Below are 18887 nucleotides of genomic sequence, written 5' to 3' on the forward strand. Positions count from 1 at the left end.
GCGGGTCAGCCGCCGACGACGCGGTGCCTGCGGTTCGCGAGCGACGGGTTGCGCTCGCGGACGCTCGCGGTGCGCGCGGCGTCGATCGGCGCGACCGCGATGCCCTCGTCCTCGCCGAGCTGCGCGAGCGCGACGCCCATCGGGTCGACGACGAGCGACCGACCGGCACCGATCGGCGGGGCGTGGTCGGCCGCGACGACGTGCACCGTGCTCTCGATCGCGCGAGCCGTCACGAGCGTGACCCAGTGGTGCTCCTTCAGGGGGCCGCGCACCCACTCCGCGGGCACGACGAGCACGTCGGCACCCGCGTCCACGAGCAGCCTCGACTGCTCGGGGAAGCGCAGGTCGTAGCAGGTCTGGATGCCGACGCGATGGCCGTCGACGTCGATCACCGGTCGCTGCGCCGGGTCGCCGGGCGTCAGCCAGTCGGACTCGCGCATGCCGAACGCGTCGTAGAGGTGCACCTTGCGGTACGCGGCGAGGATGCGGTCGCCATCCACCGCGACGACCGTGTTGGCGACGCCCACGTCGAGCCGCTCGACCATGCCGGCGACGACGACGGCGCCCGCAGCGGCCGCCGCCTGCTGCAGCGTCGTCACGAAGGGGCCGCTCAGCGACTCGGCGATCGTCGGCGCCAGCGCCGCCATGTCGGCGTCGAACGCCTGCGAGTACTCGGGCAGCACGACGAGCCGAGCGCCACGCGCCGCGGCCTCCTGCACGAGCGCTGCGACGCGCACGCGATTCTCCGCCGCATCGGCGCCGGGCGCCCACTGGACGGCGGCGGCGATGAGGGGCGCGGTCGAAGCCATGCGCCCAGCCTATGCAGGCGTGCAGCCCTCCCCCAGCGTGCGCCGCGAGAGGATGGGCCCACCAGACGAAGGGAGCGACATGCTCGTCGCATTCTCGGTCGCGCCGGGCACGGCGGGACCAGACGGATCCGTCCACGACGCCGTCGCGAAGGCCGTGCGCATCGTGCGCGAGTCGGGTCTGCCGAACCGCACCGACGCGATGTTCACCACGATCGAGGGCGAGTGGGATGAGGTGATGGCGGTCGTCAAGCGCGCGACCGACGCCATCCTCGAGGCATCGCCTCGCGCATCGCTGGTGCTGAAGGCCGACATCCGGCCAGGATGGGCCGGAGAGCTCGACGGCAAGGTCGACCGGCTCGAGCAGGCGCTCGAGGAGCCCGCACTGGAGGAGGACCGATGAAGAGCGAGCTCTTCGCGCAGGCGTACCACGAGAAGCAGACCCAGGAGCGCTGGGTCAAGCAGTCGGATCGCATGATGCGCGTCAACGTCACCGGCACCGACGTCATCGCAGCCAAGGGATCGATGGTCGCCTACCAGGGGCAGATCCAGTTCCACCACGAGGGCTCTGGCTCGGTCGAGAAGTTCCTGAAGAAGGCGCTGACGGGCGAGGGCGCCCCGCTCATGCGCATGCAGGGCCAGGGCGAGGTCTTCCTCGCGCGCGACGCCCAGAACATCTTCACCGTGACCCTCGAGAACGAGGGCCTCACCGTGAACGGCGAGAGCCTCCTCGCGTTCGACCACACGCTGCAGTGGGACATCAAGATGCTCCGCGGCGGCGGCTTCATGGCGGGCGGCCTCTTCAACCTCGAGATCGGCGGATTCGGCACCGTCGCCGTCACGTGCGACGGCGAGCCGCTGCTGCTCGACTGCTCGCAGCAGCCCACGTTCGTCGACCCGCAGGCCGCCGTGTGCTGGTCGGCCAACCTCCAGCCGCAGGTCGTCAACTCGATGAACATGCGCTCGCTGCTGCGCGGCGGCTCCGGCGAGGCCTTCCAGCTCGCCTTCCACGGCCCCGGGTTCGTGATCGTGCAGCCCTCCGAGGGACGCCCGCAGGTGCAGGCGCAGAGCGGTGGCGGCTCGAGCGGCGTCGGCAGCCTCTTCGGCTAGGGGCGCTCGTCGCCCGCGGCACCGCGCTCGACGCCGGCCGCGGGCGGCGGGCCCTCGAAGTAGAGGTGCCAGTGCAGGGCGCAGCCCGGGTTGAAGGGCGCGCGGCACGCGGGGCACGACGCCGCCGTGCCGTACTCGTCGATCGTCAGCCGGTGGCCGCAGACGCCGCACAGCACCGCCCGCTCGTCGCGCGCATCCTCCGGCCACCGCGACGCCGCATGGTCGGCGGTCTCCGCATGGCACGCATGGCACGGGAAGAAGGCGTCGCAGCACGCGAGGCGGATGGCCACGACGTCGAGCGGCGACGACCAGTGCACGCACCGCGTCTCGTCGTCGATCGGCCTGCCGAGGACGGGTGGGCGCTCTCGCTGCGACATCCGCTCCCCCTCGACCGCGACGGCCACCTGCGCCAATGCAGAAGGCCCGCCTCTCGGCGGGCCTTCTGATTCACATGGTTGCGGGGACAGGATTTGAACCTGCGACCTCCGGGTTATGAGCCCGGCGAGCTACCGAACTGCTCCACCCCGCGGCACGAGATATGACTCTAGCACGGCTTCGAGCCCCTCTCGAACCACGGGGTGGATGCGTTCGCCTAGGGCGAAGGCTCCTCGCTGGCGGCGGGCTCCTCCGAGCCCCCGCCGGAGATCTGCTCGATGAGGCCGTTCGCCTCGCCCACGGCCTCCTGCAGGCGCTCGTCGGCCTCCGCCGCCGCCACGAGGTCGTTCGAGGCGTAGGCCGCCTCGCGCTCCTCGAGCGCCGTGGCAGCCTCCTGCAGCGCCGCGACGAGCTGCGTCTGCAGGTCGCCCGTGGGCGCCTCGCCACCGCCGGCCTCGCCGCCCTCGGCGCCGCCCTCGACGGGCTCGCCCGTCTCGGGATCGATCGGCGTCACGCCCTCGTCGCCGGCCGTCGCACCCGAGTCGCCACCGAACAGCGCGTCGAGGGCCTCGTCGAGCGTCGCCTCGAAGGCGATCGCGTCGCCGAACGACACGAGCACGCTGTCGAGCACGGGGAAGGTCGTGCCACCCGTCGACTGGAGGTAGATGGGCTGCACGTACAGCATGCCGCCACCGACGGGCAGGGTCAGCAGGTTGCCGTACACGACGTCCGACTGGCCGTCCTGCAGCAGGTTGAGCACCTGCCCGATCTGCGAGTCGGTGTTGAAGTTGTTCTGCGCCTGGCCCGGCCCCGGGATCTGCTGATCCTCGGGGATGTTCTGCAGGGTCAGCTGCCCGTAGCCCTCCGCGACGACGCCGTCCTCCGACCCCGCATCCGAGTTGACGGAGAGGTAGCCGTAGAGCAGCTCACGGCCCGACGACGGCGGGATGAACGTCGAGTAGAGCGAGAACGCGGGATCCTGGTCGTTCACCGCCATCGTCAGGTAGTACGGCGGCTGCAGCGGCGCGTTCTCGCCGCTGCTCGTCGGGTTGTCGGGCGTGCGCCACACGTCGGTGCCCGAGTAGAACGACGATGCATCGGTGACGTGGTACTCGCCGAGGATGTCGCGCTGCACCTTGAAGAGGTCGGCCGGGTAGCGCACGTGGGCGAGCAGGTCGCCCGACATCTCGCTGGTCGGCTGCAGCGTGCCCGGGTAGATGCTGTCGTACGCCTGCAGGATCGGGTCCTCGGAGTCCCACGCGTACAACGTCACCGAGCCGTCGAACGCGTTGACCACGGCCTTCACAGAGTTGCGGATGTAGTTGACGGTGTCGTTCGCCGTCGCCTGCGGGCTCGGGTTCGACGCGTCGGCGATCGCGCCCGCCATCGACGTCTGGGTCGAGTACGGGTACTGCGACGTCGTCGTGTAGCCGTCGACGATCCAGACGATCTGGCCGTCGACCACCGTCGGGTACGGGTCCTGGTCGAGCGTCAGGTACGGCGCCACCTGCTGCACGCGCTGCAGCGGGTCGCGGTTGTACAGGATCTGCGAGTCGTCGGCGACGGCGTTCGAGAACAGGATCTGCTCCGACTGGAACTTGATCGCGTACACGAGGCGCGAGAGGAAGCCGCCGACCTCCGGTCCGCCCTGCCCCTCGTACGGGGTGACGGTGCCTGCGCCGATGTTGCCCTCGGCGTCGGTCGAGCCCGGCGCGTCGGACGCCGCCGGCTCCTCGGACGCAGCCGGGTCCTCGGACGCGGCCGGGTCCTCGGACGCAGCGGCATCCTCGGAGACGGCCGGGTCCTCCGAGACGGGCGGCTCGTCGGCGGGCACGACGGCCTCCGCCGTCTCGTCCTCCTGCGTGCCGCCACCGACGATCGAGTACTCCGGGCTGTTCTCGCCGAAGTAGATGCGCTGCTCGAAGTCGCCCAGCTGGCCGCTCGCGGGGATGCCCTGCTGCAGGAAGACGGGGCGACCGTCGGCGGCGCGCTGGTTGCCGTACGCACCCACGAGGCCGTAGCCGTAGGTGTAGATGATGTGCTGGTTGTACCAGTCCTGCTCGGCGAGGAACTCGGGGTTCAGCTCTCGCAGCGCCACGACGGCGTCGCGCACCTCGCCGTCGATCGTGTAGCGGTCGACGTCGAGCGACTCGTCGAACGCGTAGTACTGGCGCAGACCCTGCAGCGCCGAGAACGTCACGCCGACGACCTCGGGATCCTGCAGGCGGATGTTCGCCGTCGTCGCCTGGTCGGCGGCGAGCGCGCCCGGCTCCGGGTTCGTCTCGACGTCGACGTCGACCTCGGTCATGTCGTCGACGCCGAACGCGAAGCGCGTCGCGTCGATGTTCTCCTGGATGTACGGCGCCTCGAGCGTGCCCGCCGAGGGGTCGACCTGGATGCGCTGGATGATCGCGGGGTAGCCGAAGCCGATGATGATCGACGCCACGACGAGCAGGGCCGTGCCGACGATCGAGTGGCGCCAGCGGCCGATGACCGCCGTCACGACGAAGAAGATCGCGACGAGCGCGGCGATGCCCGCGATGATCTGCTGGCCGGGGATGCCCGCGTTGGCCTCGGTGAAGCCGACGCCCGTCTCGACCTCGCCGCCGAGCGACGGCGACACGAGCGACTGGTACTGGCTCAGCCACGTGCTGAGGGCGAAGAACGCCATCCAGAGCGCGACGATGATGCCGATCTGGATGCGGGCGCTGCGCGAGATGCGCAGCTCGCGGCCCGTGACCCGCACGGCGCCGTAGAGGTACGCCGTCGCGATCGTCGCGAGGCCGCACGCGAAGAGCACGGCCAGCGCGAACGAGACGACCTCCTGGTAGAGCGGGAGCTCGAAGACGTAGAAGGACGCGTCGAGGCCGAACTGCGCGTCGGTCTCGCCGAACGGCTGGCGATTGAGCCACAGCAGCGCCGTGTCCCAGCGCGACGCGGCTGCGAGGCCGGCGAAGAGGCCGAACACGGCCGGCACGACCCACATCGCGAGGCGGCGCAGCGGTGCCACGAGCTCCTGGTAGCGGTCGAGCTGGCTCGACAGCTGGGCGTACATCGGCCGCGAGCGGAACGCGATCTGCATCGTGACCGCGAGCGGCACGGCCATCGCGAGGAACCCGATGGCGAACATCGTGGCCATCGCGACCCAGCGCACCTGCAGGACCTGCACGAAGCCGAGCTGGTCGAACCAGAGGATGTCGGCGTAGAAGCCGGAGAAGAGCATGAACCCCACCACGATGGCCGCGACGACCGCGAGCGTGATGATGAGGGGCGAGCGGCGCAGCGCGGGCTGTGCGCTGGCAGAGGTGTCTGACACGAGTCGGCTCCAGGGTCGACGGGGGGTCCACGCATCCTACCGGCGCGGGCTATGGCCTCCGCCGGTGCGTCCGCTCCCGGCGGAAGCCGAGGAAGCGCGGGGCTCAGCCCGCCGTGCAGGTCGGCAGCGCGTCGACGTCGCCGCCCGCTGCGACCGTCTCGATCGCCGCCATCGCGTCGTCGAGCGTGTCGACCGCGACGACCCGCAACCCATCCGGCACGTCTCCGACCACCTCGCCGCAGTTCTCGACCGGCGCGAGGAACCACTCGGCGCCGGCGGCGAGCGCCCCGTGCATCTTCTGCTCGATGCCGCCGATGCCGCCCACATCGCCCGTGGCGGAGATCGTGCCGGTGCCCGCCCAGTGGACGCCACCCGTGAGCGACCCCTCGGTCAGGCGGTCGACGATCCCGAGCGCGAACATCATCCCCGCGCTCGGCCCGCCCACGTTCGGCAGCTCGATCGACACCTCGATCGGGAAGTCGAAGGCGTTCTGCGGCACGATGCCCACGAGCCGCTGCCCCTGCTCCTCGAGGGGCTGCACCTCGACCGTGAGCGGCTGGCCGTCGCGCTCGACGTCGAACGTCGAAGCGCCGTCGACCGCCGCGATCGACGCCCGGATCGAGTACACGTCGTAGGCGGTCTCGCCGTTGACGGCGAGGATGCGATCGCCCTCCTCGAGCACCCCCTCTGCCGGGCTGCCCTGCAGCACCTGCGCGATCGTCACCTCGGCGTCGATCTCGTACCCCTCGTGCAGCAGCGCAGCCGCGATGGCCGCGGCCTGCGACGACTCCATCTCGATGCGCCCGGCCTCGTTCGAGTCCTCGATCGTCTCCTCGGGCGCGTACACGGCGTCGAGCGGCAGGATCTCGTCGGCCGGATCGAGGAACGCCTCGGCGACGTCGACCCACGTGAGCGGCCGCTGCGGGTTGCCTGCGATCGACACCGTGAGCAGCGTCAGCGCTCCCTCGGCGTCGGGATGGTCGAGGCCGGCGGGCACCGAGATCAGCGGACCCGCGTCCGTCTCGCCGAGCGTGTCGAAGGTCGGACCCGGCTGCTCGACGACGTAGGGCGAGGGCAGGAAGGCCATGCCGAGCAGTGCGCCGAGCGAGAGGAGCACGCCGATCCAGCCGCCGATCGCCCGCCGATCGCGTCGTCGCGGGAAGAGCATGCGCGGCCTCCTGTTCGCCGTCGGCGCAGGCTCCTGCGCCCACGAGCTGCCCGCCGCTCGCGAGCCCGGCGCTAGCGTAGTCGCATGGATGACCAGTCCCCCGACCAGGACCCGGATCGCGATCCCGAAGCCGAGCTGCGCGACATGCTGCAGCAGTTCCTCGGCGGGCAGATCGATCCGCAGCAGCTGGGCGCTGCCGCAGGCATCCCCGCAGATCCGGCCCTGCTGCAGCAGCTCATGGCGCAGCTGCAGAGCGCGCTGCAGCGCACGGGCGACGGCATCGACTGGTCCGTCGCGCGGCAGCAGGCGCTGCAGGTCGTCAGCCGCGACCCGGGCTCGGTGTCGACCGAGGAGCGCGAGGCGGTGCAGCAGGCCGCGCGCCTCGCAGCCACGTGGCTCGACGAGGCCACCGAGATCGGCACCATCTCCGACATCACGCTGCTCTCGCGCCAGCAGTGGGCCGAGGCGACCATGCCCGTCTGGCAGGAGATGAGCGAGCCGGTCGCGGCGTCGATCGCCGACGCGCTCACCGACGCCATGCGCCAGCAGGCGCCCGAGGAGGCGCAGGCGATGATCGCCGGCGCCGGCAGGCTCCTGCGCAACGTCGGCGGCACGCTCTTCGCGATGCAGCTCGGCCAGGTCGTCGGGCGCCTCTCGAGCGAGGTGCTCTCCGGCGGCGACGTCGGCTTCCCCCTGCTCGACGAGCAGGCCGCCATGCTGCCCGTCAACCTCCAGGGGCTCCCCGCGAGCCTCGAGATCCCTGCCGACCAGGTGCACATCTGGCTCGCGACCCGCGAGCTCGCCCACGCACGCCTGTTCCACCACGCGAAGTGGCTGCGCCTGCACGTGCTGTCGTCGGTGCGCGAGTACGCCGAGGGCATCCGCATCGACGTCGAGCGGCTCGAGGAGCTCGCGAGCGAGCTCGACATGTCGAACCTGCAGAACCCCGAGCAGCTGCGCGAGGCCCTCTCGTCGGGCTCGCTCATCCCGCCGAAGACCGAGGAGCAGCTGCAGAGCCTCGCGCGCCTCGAGACGACGATCGCCCTCGTCGAGGGATGGGTCGACGCCGTCACGGCCGACGCGACCGCGCGCCTGCCGCGACGCGACGCCATCGCCGAGGCCGTGCGCCGCCGTCGCGCCACCGGCGGGCCCGCGGAGCGCGCGTTCGGCACGCTCGTCGGCCTCGAGATCCGCCCGCGGAGGCTGCGCGAGGCCTCGGCCTTCTGGCGCGCCGTCACCGACGCCGTCGGCCCCGAGCGGCGCGACTCGCTGTGGGCGCACCCCGACCTGCTGCCGACCGCCGACGACATCGACGTGCCGGCGCGCGTCATCGCCGCGCTGCAGGGCGACGCCCCCGAGCCCGACGACGTCGACCGGGCGCTGCAGGATCTCCTCGCCGACGACCGCGACGACCGCCCCCACGAGCGCGAGGACGGCACGGCCGACTGACGCGAGCCCCGGCTGTGGACGGCAGCCGATGGCTCGAGCCCCGCGGGGGCATCCTGTCGCGCATGCTGCGCATCCACCCCGCCCTGCCCATCATCTGGACGTCGACGACGACCGTGCGGATCGGCGCCCAGCGTCCGCTCGCGACGCTGCACGACGTCGACGACGACACCGCCGCGCTCCTCGACCGCATGCGACGCGGGATCGTGCCGTCGGAGCCCGCCGTCGTCCTCGGCGCCGTGCGCGGCGCGCGGCTCGTCGCCGACCTGGCGCCCGCGCTGCTGCAGAGCGAGCGACCGCGGCTGCGCGTCGAGGTGACGGGCGTCGGCCCCGTCGCCACGACGGTGCGCCGCGTGCTGCAGGAGGACGGCCACCGCATCGCGCGCCGACGCGTCGACGTCTCCATCCCCGTCGCCGACTGGCGGCTGCCCGACCTCGAGCGGCAGCGTCTGCTGCGGCGCGACCGCGTGCACGTGCCCGTCGTCGTCGGCGATCAGCGCATCGTCGTCGGGCCGTGGACGGATCCTGGCGCATCGGCCTGCCCGCGGTGCGCCGACCTCGCCGACCCCGACGCCGCCGTGCCCCACGGGCTGCCCGCCATCCGCTCCGTGCCGGCGGCGGCCGTCGCGCAGACCGTCGCGCACGTCGCCGTGCTCGTGAACCTCGCAGCGCTCGGGCACGCCGACGTCGGCGCCGGTGCGTCCATCGCGCTCGACACCGGCGCGATCAGCGTCGAGCGGTGGGGGCAGCACCCCGACTGCGGCTGTCGAGCTCTGCCAGGAAGCGCGAGGGCGTCCTCGGCATCCGCCCCGATGCCGCCGCGTGCGACAGCGACAGCGTCGAGCGTGCCCGCGTGATGCCGACGTAGCAGAGCCTGCGCTCCTCGTCGATGGCGTCGAGCGTCGTGGCGTACGAGATCGGCAGCAGCCCCTCCGACAGGCCCACGATGCACACGTGCTCCCACTCGAGGCCCTTCGCAGCGTGCAGCGTCGCGATCGTGACGGCATCGACGCCCGGCTCGTGGTCGGTCGCGGCACGGCGCGCGAGCTCGCCGGCGAACCCCGCGGCCGTCGCACCGGGCGGCGCCTCCTCGGCGAGCGTCACGAGCGCGTGCAGCGCATCCCATCGAGCGCGCTCCTCACCCTGCCGCGCGGGCGGCTCGTGCGAGTAGCCGAGCGGATGGACGACGTCGATGACGGCCTGGAAGAGCGGGCGGCCGTCGTCGGGCGTCTGCTGCAGCATGAGCATCGCCTGCCGCACCGCGGGCAGCTGGAAGAAGCGCTGCGCACCGGCGAGCCGCACCGAGAGCCCCGCCTCGGCAAGCGCCTGCTCGATCCCCGCCGACTGCGCGTGGAAGCGCACGAGCACCGCGATCTCGGACGCCTTCGCACCACGGGCGACGAGCGCCCGGCATCGCTCGGCGACGGCGCGGGCCTCGGCCGCATCCGACGCGTGCATCGTCACCTCCGGCTCCGGTCCCGTGCGCTCGGCGCGCAGATGGATGGCGTCGCGGCCGCGCATCAGGCGGTTCGCGGCATCCACGATCTGCGCCGTCGAGCGGTGCGACCGCTCGAGTCGCACGACCGTCGCGTCGGGATGCCTGCCGATGAACTCGGGCAGGCTGCGTGCGTTCGCGCCCGCGAACGCGAAGACGGTCTGGCTCGGGTCGCCGACGACGCACACCTCCTCACGGCCGCCGAGCCAGGCATCCAGCAGCCGCTGCTGCAGCGGCGAGACGTCCTGGTACTCGTCGACCGTGAGGTGCCTGTACTGCCCGCGCACCGTGTCGGCGGCGATCGGCTCGCGCTCGAGCATGCCCGTGGTGGCGAGGATGACGTCCTCGAAGTCGATCTGCCGCCGGTCGTCCTTGAGCCGCTCGTACGTCTCGTGCAGCTCGATCATCGTCGACACGGGCATGTCGCCGGGGAGCGCTCGACCGTGCGCGCCCGCGGCGTACTGCTCGAGCGTCAGCGCGCGCGCCTTGCGCCACTCGACCTCTGCGGCCAGGTCGCGCAGCTGCGGCGTGTCGACCTTCAGCCGCAGCTGCAGCGCCGCGTCGGCGATGGTGCGCGCCTTCGTGGGCAGCACCTCGGGCATGCGCCCGCCGGCGAGCCGCGGCCAGAAGTGCGCGAGCTGCGCGAGCGCCGCCGAGTGGAAGGTGCGCGCCTGCACCTCCGCGCCCAGCGCGCGCAGCCGCGTACGCATCTCCCCCGCAGCCTTCGTCGTGAACGTCACCGCGAGCACGCGTCGCGGGTCGTAGACGCCCACCGCGACGCCGTACGCGATGCGGTGGGTGATGGCGCGGGTCTTGCCGGTGCCCGCGCCCGCGAGGACGCACACGGCGCCCTGCACGGCGACGGCCGCCTCGCGCTGCTGCTCGTCGAGCCGCCCCAGGATCTCGTCGGGCGTCACCGATCCAGCCAGCGCTGGATGAGGTGCGCGGCGATCGACGCGTTGCCGGGCAGCCCCACGACTCCGTTCCGCACGTCGTCGCGGGTGAGCCAGCGCACCTCGACGATCTCCTCGCCGTCGGGTCGCGCGGCCTCCGGGTCGAGCGCCACAGCCTCGAAGCCCACCATGATGCTCCGCGGGAACGGCCACGGCTGGCTCGCGACGTAGCGGGGCTCCTCGACCCGCACGCCCGACTCCTCGAAGACCTCGCGGACGACCGTCGCCTCGAACGACTCGCCGAGGTCGACGAAGCCGGCGAACAGCGAGAAGCGGTCGGTCCACGCGGCGTTGCGCCCCAGCAGGATGCGCTCGTCGGCCGCGTCGGTCACGAGCACGATCACGGCGGGATCCATGCGCGGGAAGTGCTGCGCGCCCGCGCCGTCGATGCCGACCCAGCCGCCCTGCCGGAACGCGACCGCGGAGCCGTCGATGCCGCTGAAGCCCGACGTCGCCTGCCACCTGGCGAGCGCGACCGCCTGCGTGAGGATGCCGGCGTCCTCGTCGTCGAGCTCGGCGCCGATCTCGCGCAGGCTGCGCCAGTCGCCCAGCTCGCGTCCGTCGCCGGCTCCGTCGACGACGGCGCCGTCGAGCGCCGAGCCGTCGACCGTCGCCGCGAGCACGATGGCACCCGGCTGCTGTCCGCCGTGGCCCGCGGTGCGCCCCAGCCACGCGATGCTCGCGCCCGAGGGCACGCGGTCGACGGGCACGCGCACGATCGCGCCGCCTGCGACGAGCGTGCGGTCGCCGTCGACGAGCACGACGCGGGTCGACGGATCGGCGAGCGCGGCCTCGAGCGAGCCCTCCCGCATCCGCGACGCATGGTCGCGATCGAGCGAGGTTCGCGAGAGGGGCGGGATCGAGGACGGGTTCGTCACAGCAGCCTTCCTGTCGCAGCGCGTGGCGACGCAGGAGCCGCGGATGCCCGCCGTACCCTTCCATCATGGCTGCGAACCCCTTCACTCTAGCCGCGCTGGCGACCTCCGCCGTGCCCGGCATCGAGGTCGTCGGGGCCGTCGACGACGGCTCGGACGCAGACGTGGAGGCCGTCGCCGCACGCACGGCGGACGGCCGCATCGTGCGCATCGTCGTGCCCCGCACGCGCGAGTCGCTGCGGCGTCTGAGCGACCAGGCCGTGACGCTCAACGTCTTCACGGCCGCGGTGCGCGACCGCCTGCCGTTCGAGGTGCCCGAGACCCTCGGCACCGCTGCGCTGCAGCGCACGGCCGTCGTGGTGTCGACGCGCCTCGGCGGCACGACGCTGCACCTGCCCGACGTCTCGCCCGCGCACGCCGGCCTCGCGGCATCCATCGGCGAGGCGATCGCGGCGCTGCACGAGCTGCCGACGAGCATCGTCGTCGACGCCGGGCTTCCGCACCGCTCGGTCGCCGACATCCGTCAGGCGCTCGTCGAGGTCTTCGACGCCGTCGCCGTGACGGGCCGCGTCCCCGCTCCGCTGCTCGCGCGCTGGGAGACCGCGCTCGACGATCCTGCGCTGTGGCAGTTCCAGGCCCGCGTCGTGCACGGCGACCTGCAGGCGCCCGCGTTCCGCCGTGAGCACTCGCGCATCACGGGCATCGACGGCTGGCACGCGCTCGGGCTCGGCGACCCCGCCGTCGACCTCGCGTGGCTGCTCGGCAGCGAGCACGGATCATCGGTCGACGAAGCGTTCGTGGCCTACGCGGGCGTGCGCGGAGCCGACCGGCAGCTGCGTCGCCGCGCGATGCTGCACGCCGAGCTCGACGTCGCCCGGTGGCTGCTGCACGGCGTGCAGGCGCACGACGACGCCATCGTCGCGGATGCCGAGGCGATGCTCGCCCGGCTCGCCGACCGCGTCGCCGACGACGACGCCTCGACGGCGCTGCGCCCCGAGCGGCTCCACACGATGGACCTCGCCGACGTGCAGCACATGCTCGACGAGCGGGGCACCTCGGTGGCGAGGCCCGAGGCTCCACGCCGCGGCGCCGACGACCTCACGGAGGAGATCGGCGACGTGGGGCTGCCGGAGTCCGCGCGGCGCTGAGCGCCTCGCCGCATCGCATCCGACGGCTCAGGCCAGGCGCCCCCGCGCCGTCTCCCACGCGTCGCGCAGCTCGTCGAGGCTCAGCACGTGCTCGGGCCGCACGACCTCGTCGTGCTCGACGAAGTACAGCTCGGCGCGCACGCTCTCGGGATCGACGCCCGCGTGCAGCGCGTAGGCCGCGCGATAGAGCGCCAGCTGGAGGCCGCGCTCGGCGACGTCGGCCCGCGATCGCGGCAGCGCCCCCGTCTTCCAGTCGACGAGGACGAGCTCATCGCCATCGCGCAGCACCGCGTCGATGCGGCACACGACCGACGTCGAGCCGAGCGGCAGATGCACCTCGAGCTCGGTCGCGACGTGCTCCATGCGCGCGTACGGCGATGCGAGGAAGGTCTCGCGCAGGCGCGCGAGGCGCTCGACGTCGACCGCGACGAGATCGCCCTCGTCGAGCGGCTCGTCGTCGACGAGGTCGGCGAGCCCCGTCGTGCCGCGCTGCTCCACCCACTGGTGGAAGAGCGTGCCGAGCCGGGTGGCGCGGAACGGGCGGCGCGGCATGGGGCGCACGCGCGCGAGCGCCTGACCCTCGGGATCGGCGAGCCAGTCCTTCGCGGTCGAGGCCGAGATGCGGCTCGGCGCGACCGCCCGCGCCGGGGCGTCGCGCTCGGCGAGCAGCAGCGCGATCTCGTCGTCGAACCGCGTCGGCGCCGCGGCGTCGGCCGCGCGCACGGCGGCGGCGGCGCGCTCGACGACGTCGCGGCGACGCCCGAGCGGGTCGGGCGGCCAGACGGCCTGCTCGAGCTCGAGCACCGTCGGGTTCTCGGCGTGCGCCGGCGCGGACGGCAGCTCGATGCCGAGCACGTCTGCGCCGTCGACGAGGAAGCGCGACGGCTTCGCGATGGCCTTGTTCCTGCCGATCCACCAAGCGCCCGACATCCACAGCGACGCCCGTGCACGGGTGACGGCGACGTAGGCGAGCCGGCGCTCCTCGGCGTGGAACTGGTCGGCGAGCCCCTCGGCGTACGCCTTCCGCTCGATCCCGTACTCGCGCAGGTCCGCGACGCCGGCGGGATCGAAGCGCGGCAGCTCGCCCGCGTCGCCGCGCAGGGCGTACGGCACCGCGCCCACGGCCAGCCAGCCGCGGGCATCCTGCCGCTGCATCGGCAGGGTCTTCTCGGTGAGCGACGGCACGGCCACGAGATCCCACTCGAGGCCCTTCGACGCGTGGATCGTGAGGATCTGCACGACGCCCGGCTCGGGCTCCGGGGCGGGTGCGTCGAGCGTGTCGTCGCGTGCGGCGCGCTCGAGCCAGCCGACGAGCGCCTCGAGCGTCGCGGCAGGGTCGGTGAGGGCGAACTGCTGCACCTCGGCGACGAACGCGTCGAGCGAGCGCCGCGGCGCGCGCGCCGGGTTGGCGAGCACCTCGACGTCGAGGCGCAGCTGCCGCTCGACGAGGCGCACGAGCTCGGGCAGCGGCAGCCCGCGCTGCGCGCGCAGCCTGCGGAACGTGCGTGCCGCGTCGCGGAGCCGGTCGGCCCCGGCCTCGGAGAGCGCCGACCAGACGGCGGCGTCGGCCGGGGCGTCGAGCAGGTCGTCGAGCGCGTCGACGAGCGAGGCGGAGGCGTCGTCGTCGGTCGACTCGCGATCGGCCTCGCGGGCGCGTTGCGGGACGAACCGCGTCGCGACCCGGCGTGCGTGGTCGCGCAGCGCGGCGAGGTCGCGGGGGCCGACGCGCCAGTGCGCGCCGGCGAGCAGACGCAGCAGGTGGCCGCCCGCCCTGGGGTCGGCGAGCACCGAGAGCGCTGAGCGCATGTCGACGATCTCCGGCTCGGCGAGCAGGCCACCCGTGCCGACCACGTGGCACGCGATGCCTCGGCGCGCGAGGGCGTCGGCGAAGGTCCACATGCGTCCGCGCACGCGCAGCAGCACGGCCGCGGTCGTCGGCGGGCTGCCGGCGCCGCGGTCGGCGAACCAGGTCGCGAGCGCCTCGGCCTCGTCGTGCTGCGTCTCGAACAGCTCGAGCGCGATCTCGCCCGCCTCGGCGCCGGGGCGCGGGCGCAGCCGCTCGACGCCGTGCGCGGGCAGCGGCGCGGCGATGCGGTTGGCGACGTCGAGCACGCCCGCCGCGTTGCGCCAGCTCGTCGAGAGCGCGAAGCGCGCCGTGCCGCCGAAGTCCTCGTGGAAGCGGGCGAGCGTGCCCGCGCTCGCGCCGCGCCAGCCGTAGATCGACTGGTTCGGATCGCCGACCGCCATGACGGGGTCGCCGCGGAACAGCGTCGTGAGCAGCCGCACCTGCGACACGGAGGTGTCCTGGTACTCGTCGAGCAGCACGACCCCGTGCCGTGCACGGACCTCGTCGACGAGCCGAGGGGCCGCCTGCAGCGCCTGGAGCGCGAAGCGCACCTGGTCGCTGAACTCGATGACGCCGAGCTCGCGCTTGCGCCGGTCGTAGGTGGCGGCGAGCGCGGCGAGCGGCTCGAGCGCCCGCATGGCGAGGACGTCCTTGTCGCGCTCGCGGCCCACGCCGACCTGGCCCCTGCCCACCTCGAGGCTCGCGATGCGCTCGAACGGCCGAGCGAAGCCGTCGAGCACGTGGGGCTCGAGCGCGTTGTCGCCGAGCTCGGAGGCGAGACGGCGCAGACCGTCGACGACGACGTCGTTCGAGCGCAGCGCCGCGAGCCGCAGGTCGTCGCTCGCGAGCGCGACGTCGCGGGCGAGCAGCCATGCCGCGGTGTCGCCGAGCAGGTCGGCGTCGGGATCGCGTCCGAGCACGAGGGCGTGCTCGCGGTACAGCTGGCTCGCGAACGCGTTGTACGTCGACACCGTCGGCTCGACGGCTGCGGCGGACTCGTCGACGAGACCGGCGCGCACCAGCTGCTCGATGCGCTCGACGAGGCGCACGCGCAGCTCGCTCGCGGCCTTGCGCGTGAAGGTGAGGCCGAGGATGCGCTCGGGCTCGACCATGCGATTCGCGAGCAGCCACAGCACGCGCATCGACATCGTCTCGGTCTTGCCGGATCCCGCGCCCGCGACGACGAGCGCCGGCTCGAGGGGCGCCGTGATCACGGCGGCCTGCTCGTCGGTGGGCACGCGTGGCGCACCCTCGGCCCCGGACGCCGCGTGGAGTCGCTCGGCGATCTCGGCGGGGCTGATCGTCGCCTCGTGGATGCGCTGGCTCATTCGGTCACCTGTCGTCGCACGTGGATCTCGCACTGCCCGTGCGCGAACTCGTTGAGGCAGTGCTCGAGGGGCACGGCCGTGAACGTCGCGGCCGCCATGCGCGCGGCGACGTCGACGACGCGCGCCTCGAACTCGCCGAGCTCGTCGGCGGCGAGCGGCGCCTGGTCGCCGACCGGCCTCGGGTCGCGCGGGTACAGCAGCCGCGCACCTGCGGACGTCGTCTCGGGTGCGACGGTCGCGATCGCGCCGCGTGCCGCGGCGAGCTGGTAGGCGCGCAGCTGCGCGTGCGCCGCGATCGCAGGACCGCTCGGCTTCTCCTTGCCGGTCTTCAGGTCGACGATGCGCACCTCGTCGCCGCGGCGCTCGATCCAGTCGATCGAGCCGCGCAGCACGACCTCGCCGATCGCGAGCTCGAAGCGCCGCTCGTGGTCGCCGACCTCGATGCGCCACCCCTGAGCCCGCTCGGAGCGCACGTAGTCGGCGATGGCCACCACGATCTGCTCGACGACGGCCCGCTCGCGCGCCGACTCCCACGGCGAGCGGAACGCCAGCTCGGACCATCGCGCCTCGACCGCCGCCATGAGCGATGCCGCATCGGCGGCGTCGGCGTGCTCGACGGCCGCGTGCACGATCGTGCCGATCGCCTGCGGCGTGGCCGAGCCCGTCGGGGCGAGACGACCGACCGCCCAGTCGACGGGGCACGTCTCGAAGCCCTCGAGCGCCGACGGCGAGACGCCGATCGGCTCGCCCTCGTCGGCGAGGGGAGCATCGGTCGTCGCGGCGGCGAGCCCCGCCCACTGGGACGGGTCGGCACCCGGCACGCCCTCGCTCGCGAGCCTGGCGAGGGCCGCCGCCGCGTCGCGCCGCAGGGGCTCGGACGACTGCGGGTCGACGAGCAGTCGCCGCAGCGTGCCCACGAGCTCGCGCAGGCTCCTGCCACGGGCGTCGACCTCGTCGGGCGCGGGCGGGAGCCCCGCGAGCCAGCGCGCGGGCCGCTCCTCCTCGGTCTCGATCGCGACGACGTGCACCGCCGCCCGTGCCCGCGAGACGGCGTGCACGAACATGCGCAGCTCGTCGCCGGCGACGTCGGTGACCGACGCCTCCCCCGCGAGCTGCTGCGCGCCGAGCAGCGACCCGCGCGGCCGCAGGTTGGGCCACGCACCCTCCTGCACGCCGGCCACGACGACGGTGTCGAGCTCGACGGACACGAGCTGCGACGGCGTGCCGATGCGCACCGACGCGGCGACCTGCCTGCCTGCGAGCGAGTCGAGCTCGAGCGCCGCCGACCGCCACGCGCGCACGAACTCGTCGGCGCGCACGTCGGGATGGCGCTCGGCGTGCCGCGCGGCGTGGTCGAGCAGCGCGACGACGGCGTCGAGCCTGCGGTGCGCCCATGCGGCGTCGCCGCCGCCCGCGAGCGCCGCCTCGCGCCACGCGTCGGCGACCCCCGCGCCGTCCCACAGGCGCCACAGCAGCTCGACGGCGGTGTCGGGGTCGTCGCCGTGCGCGAGCTCGGCGGCGTAGCGCAGCCGCGACGCGACGGCGCGCGCGATGCGTGCCTCCTGCCCTCCGACGCCGTCGAGCGAGGCCTCGTCGGCGAGGGCGATCGCGAGCAGCTCGTCGCCGGATGCCGGCACGCGCTCGTCGGCGAGCGCGCGGTGGCGCACGGCACGGCGCAGGCGGCGCAGACCGACGGCGTCGAGCCCGACGAGCGGCGACGAGAGGATGCGGCGCGAGACCTCGGGCCCGAGGGGCTCGACGCCCGTGACGACGGAGAGCATCGCCACCAGGTCGTCGGCGACGCTCGAGCCGCGCACGGCCGACCCCCCGCCCTCGCGCAGCGTCGGCACCTCGAGATCGGCGAGCGAGCGCTCGAGCTCGGCCGCGAGCCTGCCCGAGCGCGTGACGACGGCCATCTCGCCCCATGGGACGTCGTCGACGAGGTGCCTGCGACGGAGGATGCGCGCGATGCGCCTCGACTGCTCGACGGCGCCGTCGACGAGGTGCACCGCGATCGCGCCGGCGTCGCCCACCGCGTCGGCGGCTCGGTGCGTGCCGCCGAGCGCCGTGCCGATGCGCCCCGACAGCCCGGCGATCGCCGAGCGCAGCACCTCGCCGTGCCGGTGGTCGTGCGCGAGGTCGATGCGCGTCGAGAAGCCGAGTCGGGCGCCGAGCGAGCCGAGGATCGACGGGTCGGCGCCGCGGAACATGTCGGTGGCGGTGTCGGGGTCGCCGAAGGCCACGACGGTCGTGCCGGTGGCGTGCAGTGCCTCGACGAGTCGCGTCGCGCCCTCGGTGAGCTCCTGCGCGTCGTCGACGACGAGGAGGCGCAGGCGGCGCTCGCCGGCGCGCACGATGGCGGCGGCCCGAGCCAGGAGGCCGGGGGCGTCGAGCGCGCCGACGCCGTCGCGGTGCGCGAGCGCGAGCACCTGGTCGAGCTCGTGCTGCACGGCGCCCGCGGCCGCCCACTCGGGACGGTCGTGCATGCGCGCGAGGTCGTCGAGCGCCGCACGATCGAGCCCCTGCTCGCGCGCTCGCGCGAGCACGTCGCGCAGCTCGGTGCGGAAGCCCTGCTGCTCGCGCACCTCCGCACCCAGATGCTCGGGCCACTCGGGCCCCGCGCCGAGCTCGGCGTGCCCGGCGAGGAGCTCGGCGAGCATGCCGTCCTGCTCGGCACCCGAGAGCAGCTGCGGGCGCTCGGTGCCCTCGGCGAGGGCCTGCTCGCCGAGGAGGGCGTACGCGAAGGACGCCGCCGTGCGCGCGAGCGGACCGGGCGTCACGACCGCGACGCGGGCGGCGAGCCGATCGCGCAGCCGCGTCGCCGCGGCGCGCGAGCCGGCGAGCACCAGCACGTCTCCCCCCGCCCAGCCGAGCGTCTGCAGCCGCTCGGCCACGAGCTCGACGACCGTGGTCGTCTTGCCCGATCCCGCGACGCCCAGGACGACGGCGCTCGCGTCGACGGGCAGGTCGAGCACGGCGCGCTGCGAGGCGTCGAGGGTCGTGGGCACCCCTCGACGCTAG

General features: G+C 73.8%; 12 protein-coding genes and 1 tRNA gene. 4 read left to right on the forward strand and 9 right to left on the reverse strand.

Annotated features, from left to right (window positions below; translation table 11 throughout):
• Positions 1-5: 5 nt before the first annotated feature.
• Positions 6-809, reverse strand: coding sequence for a carbon-nitrogen hydrolase family protein (locus tag ACFQPP_RS08230; protein WP_376916082.1), 804 nt, complete (start codon positions 807-809; stop codon positions 6-8).
• Between the two features lie 79 nt (positions 810-888).
• Between ACFQPP_RS08230 and ACFQPP_RS08235 the strand changes: the two genes are divergently transcribed.
• Both ACFQPP_RS08235 and ACFQPP_RS08240 read left to right on the forward strand, forming a co-directional pair.
• The gene (locus tag ACFQPP_RS08235) at positions 889-1209 is read left to right on the forward strand and encodes an MTH1187 family thiamine-binding protein (protein ID WP_376916083.1); all 321 of its coding nucleotides are present in this window, start codon (positions 889-891) and stop codon (positions 1207-1209) included.
• Positions 1206-1916 (forward strand): AIM24 family protein, encoded by a 711-nt coding sequence (locus tag ACFQPP_RS08240; RefSeq protein WP_376916084.1) that lies wholly within the window; start codon positions 1206-1208, stop codon positions 1914-1916. Before ACFQPP_RS08235 ends, ACFQPP_RS08240 begins: the two co-directional genes overlap by 4 nt.
• Here ACFQPP_RS08240 and ACFQPP_RS08245 read toward each other — a convergent pair.
• The 4 genes from ACFQPP_RS08245 to ACFQPP_RS08260 form a co-directional block, all read right to left on the reverse strand.
• Positions 1913-2293, reverse strand: coding sequence for a CHY zinc finger protein (locus ACFQPP_RS08245; RefSeq protein WP_376916085.1), 381 nt, complete (start codon positions 2291-2293; stop codon positions 1913-1915). The genes ACFQPP_RS08240 and ACFQPP_RS08245 overlap by 4 nt on opposite strands.
• 75 nt (positions 2294-2368) lie before the next feature.
• Positions 2369-2445 (reverse strand) — tRNA-Met (locus ACFQPP_RS08250).
• Between the two features lie 63 nt (positions 2446-2508).
• Positions 2509-5607 (reverse strand): UPF0182 family protein, encoded by a 3099-nt coding sequence (locus tag ACFQPP_RS08255; protein ID WP_376916086.1) that lies wholly within the window; start codon positions 5605-5607, stop codon positions 2509-2511.
• Positions 5608-5710: 103 nt separating this feature from the next.
• Positions 5711-6775: a PDZ domain-containing protein gene (locus tag ACFQPP_RS08260; RefSeq protein ID WP_376916087.1), complete on the reverse strand. Its 1065-nt coding sequence runs from the start codon at positions 6773-6775 to the stop codon at positions 5711-5713.
• Positions 6776-6859: 84 nt separating this feature from the next.
• Between ACFQPP_RS08260 and ACFQPP_RS08265 the strand changes: the two genes are divergently transcribed.
• Positions 6860-8224: a zinc-dependent metalloprotease gene (locus ACFQPP_RS08265; protein WP_376916088.1), complete on the forward strand. Its 1365-nt coding sequence runs from the start codon at positions 6860-6862 to the stop codon at positions 8222-8224.
• 723 nt (positions 8225-8947) lie between these two features.
• On the opposite strand, the gene ACFQPP_RS08270 is transcribed toward ACFQPP_RS08265, so the two are convergent.
• A complete protein-coding gene (locus tag ACFQPP_RS08270; RefSeq protein WP_376916089.1) occupies positions 8948-10633 on the reverse strand; it encodes an ATP-dependent helicase in 1686 nt (561 codons plus the stop codon).
• Positions 10630-11481, reverse strand: coding sequence for an NAD(+) diphosphatase (gene nudC, locus ACFQPP_RS08275; RefSeq protein ID WP_376916091.1), 852 nt, complete (start codon positions 11479-11481; stop codon positions 10630-10632). The genes ACFQPP_RS08270 and nudC overlap by 4 nt, the downstream gene beginning before the upstream one ends.
• A 131-nt stretch (positions 11482-11612) precedes the next feature.
• Here nudC and ACFQPP_RS08280 point away from each other — a divergent pair, with 131 nt between their 5' ends.
• A complete protein-coding gene (locus ACFQPP_RS08280) occupies positions 11613-12692 on the forward strand; it encodes a macrolide 2'-phosphotransferase (protein WP_376916092.1) in 1080 nt (359 codons plus the stop codon).
• Between the two features lie 27 nt (positions 12693-12719).
• Here ACFQPP_RS08280 and ACFQPP_RS08285 read toward each other — a convergent pair whose 3' ends face one another.
• A complete protein-coding gene (locus ACFQPP_RS08285; RefSeq protein WP_376916093.1) occupies positions 12720-15866 on the reverse strand; it encodes a UvrD-helicase domain-containing protein in 3147 nt (1048 codons plus the stop codon).
• Positions 15863-18874, reverse strand: coding sequence for a PD-(D/E)XK nuclease family protein (locus ACFQPP_RS08290; RefSeq protein WP_376916094.1), 3012 nt, complete (start codon positions 18872-18874; stop codon positions 15863-15865). Before ACFQPP_RS08290 ends, ACFQPP_RS08285 begins: the two co-directional genes overlap by 4 nt.
• Positions 18875-18887 lie beyond the last annotated feature (13 nt).

The organism is Agrococcus sp. GCM10030265 (assembly GCF_042666675.1).
GTDB lineage: Bacteria > Actinomycetota > Actinomycetes > Actinomycetales > Microbacteriaceae > Agrococcus.

Bases quoted from the DNA above. Each gene is read 5' to 3' on its own strand.
- ACFQPP_RS08230 (WP_376916082.1), bottom strand. From the start codon at position 809: ATGGCTTCGACCGCGCCCCTCATCGCCGCCGCCGTCCAGTGGGCGCCC.
- ACFQPP_RS08235 (WP_376916083.1), top strand. From the start codon at position 889: ATGCTCGTCGCATTCTCGGTCGCGCCGGGCACGGCGGGACCAGACGGA.
- ACFQPP_RS08240 (WP_376916084.1), top strand. From the start codon at position 1,206: ATGAAGAGCGAGCTCTTCGCGCAGGCGTACCACGAGAAGCAGACCCAG.
- ACFQPP_RS08245 (WP_376916085.1), bottom strand. From the start codon at position 2,293: ATGTCGCAGCGAGAGCGCCCACCCGTCCTCGGCAGGCCGATCGACGAC.
- ACFQPP_RS08260 (WP_376916087.1), bottom strand. From the start codon at position 6,775: ATGCTCTTCCCGCGACGACGCGATCGGCGGGCGATCGGCGGCTGGATC.
- ACFQPP_RS08265 (WP_376916088.1), top strand. From the start codon at position 6,860: ATGGATGACCAGTCCCCCGACCAGGACCCGGATCGCGATCCCGAAGCC.
- nudC (WP_376916091.1), bottom strand. From the start codon at position 11,481: ATGCGGGAGGGCTCGCTCGAGGCCGCGCTCGCCGATCCGTCGACCCGC.
- ACFQPP_RS08280 (WP_376916092.1), top strand. From the start codon at position 11,613: ATGGCTGCGAACCCCTTCACTCTAGCCGCGCTGGCGACCTCCGCCGTG.
- ACFQPP_RS08285 (WP_376916093.1), bottom strand. From the start codon at position 15,866: ATGAGCCAGCGCATCCACGAGGCGACGATCAGCCCCGCCGAGATCGCC.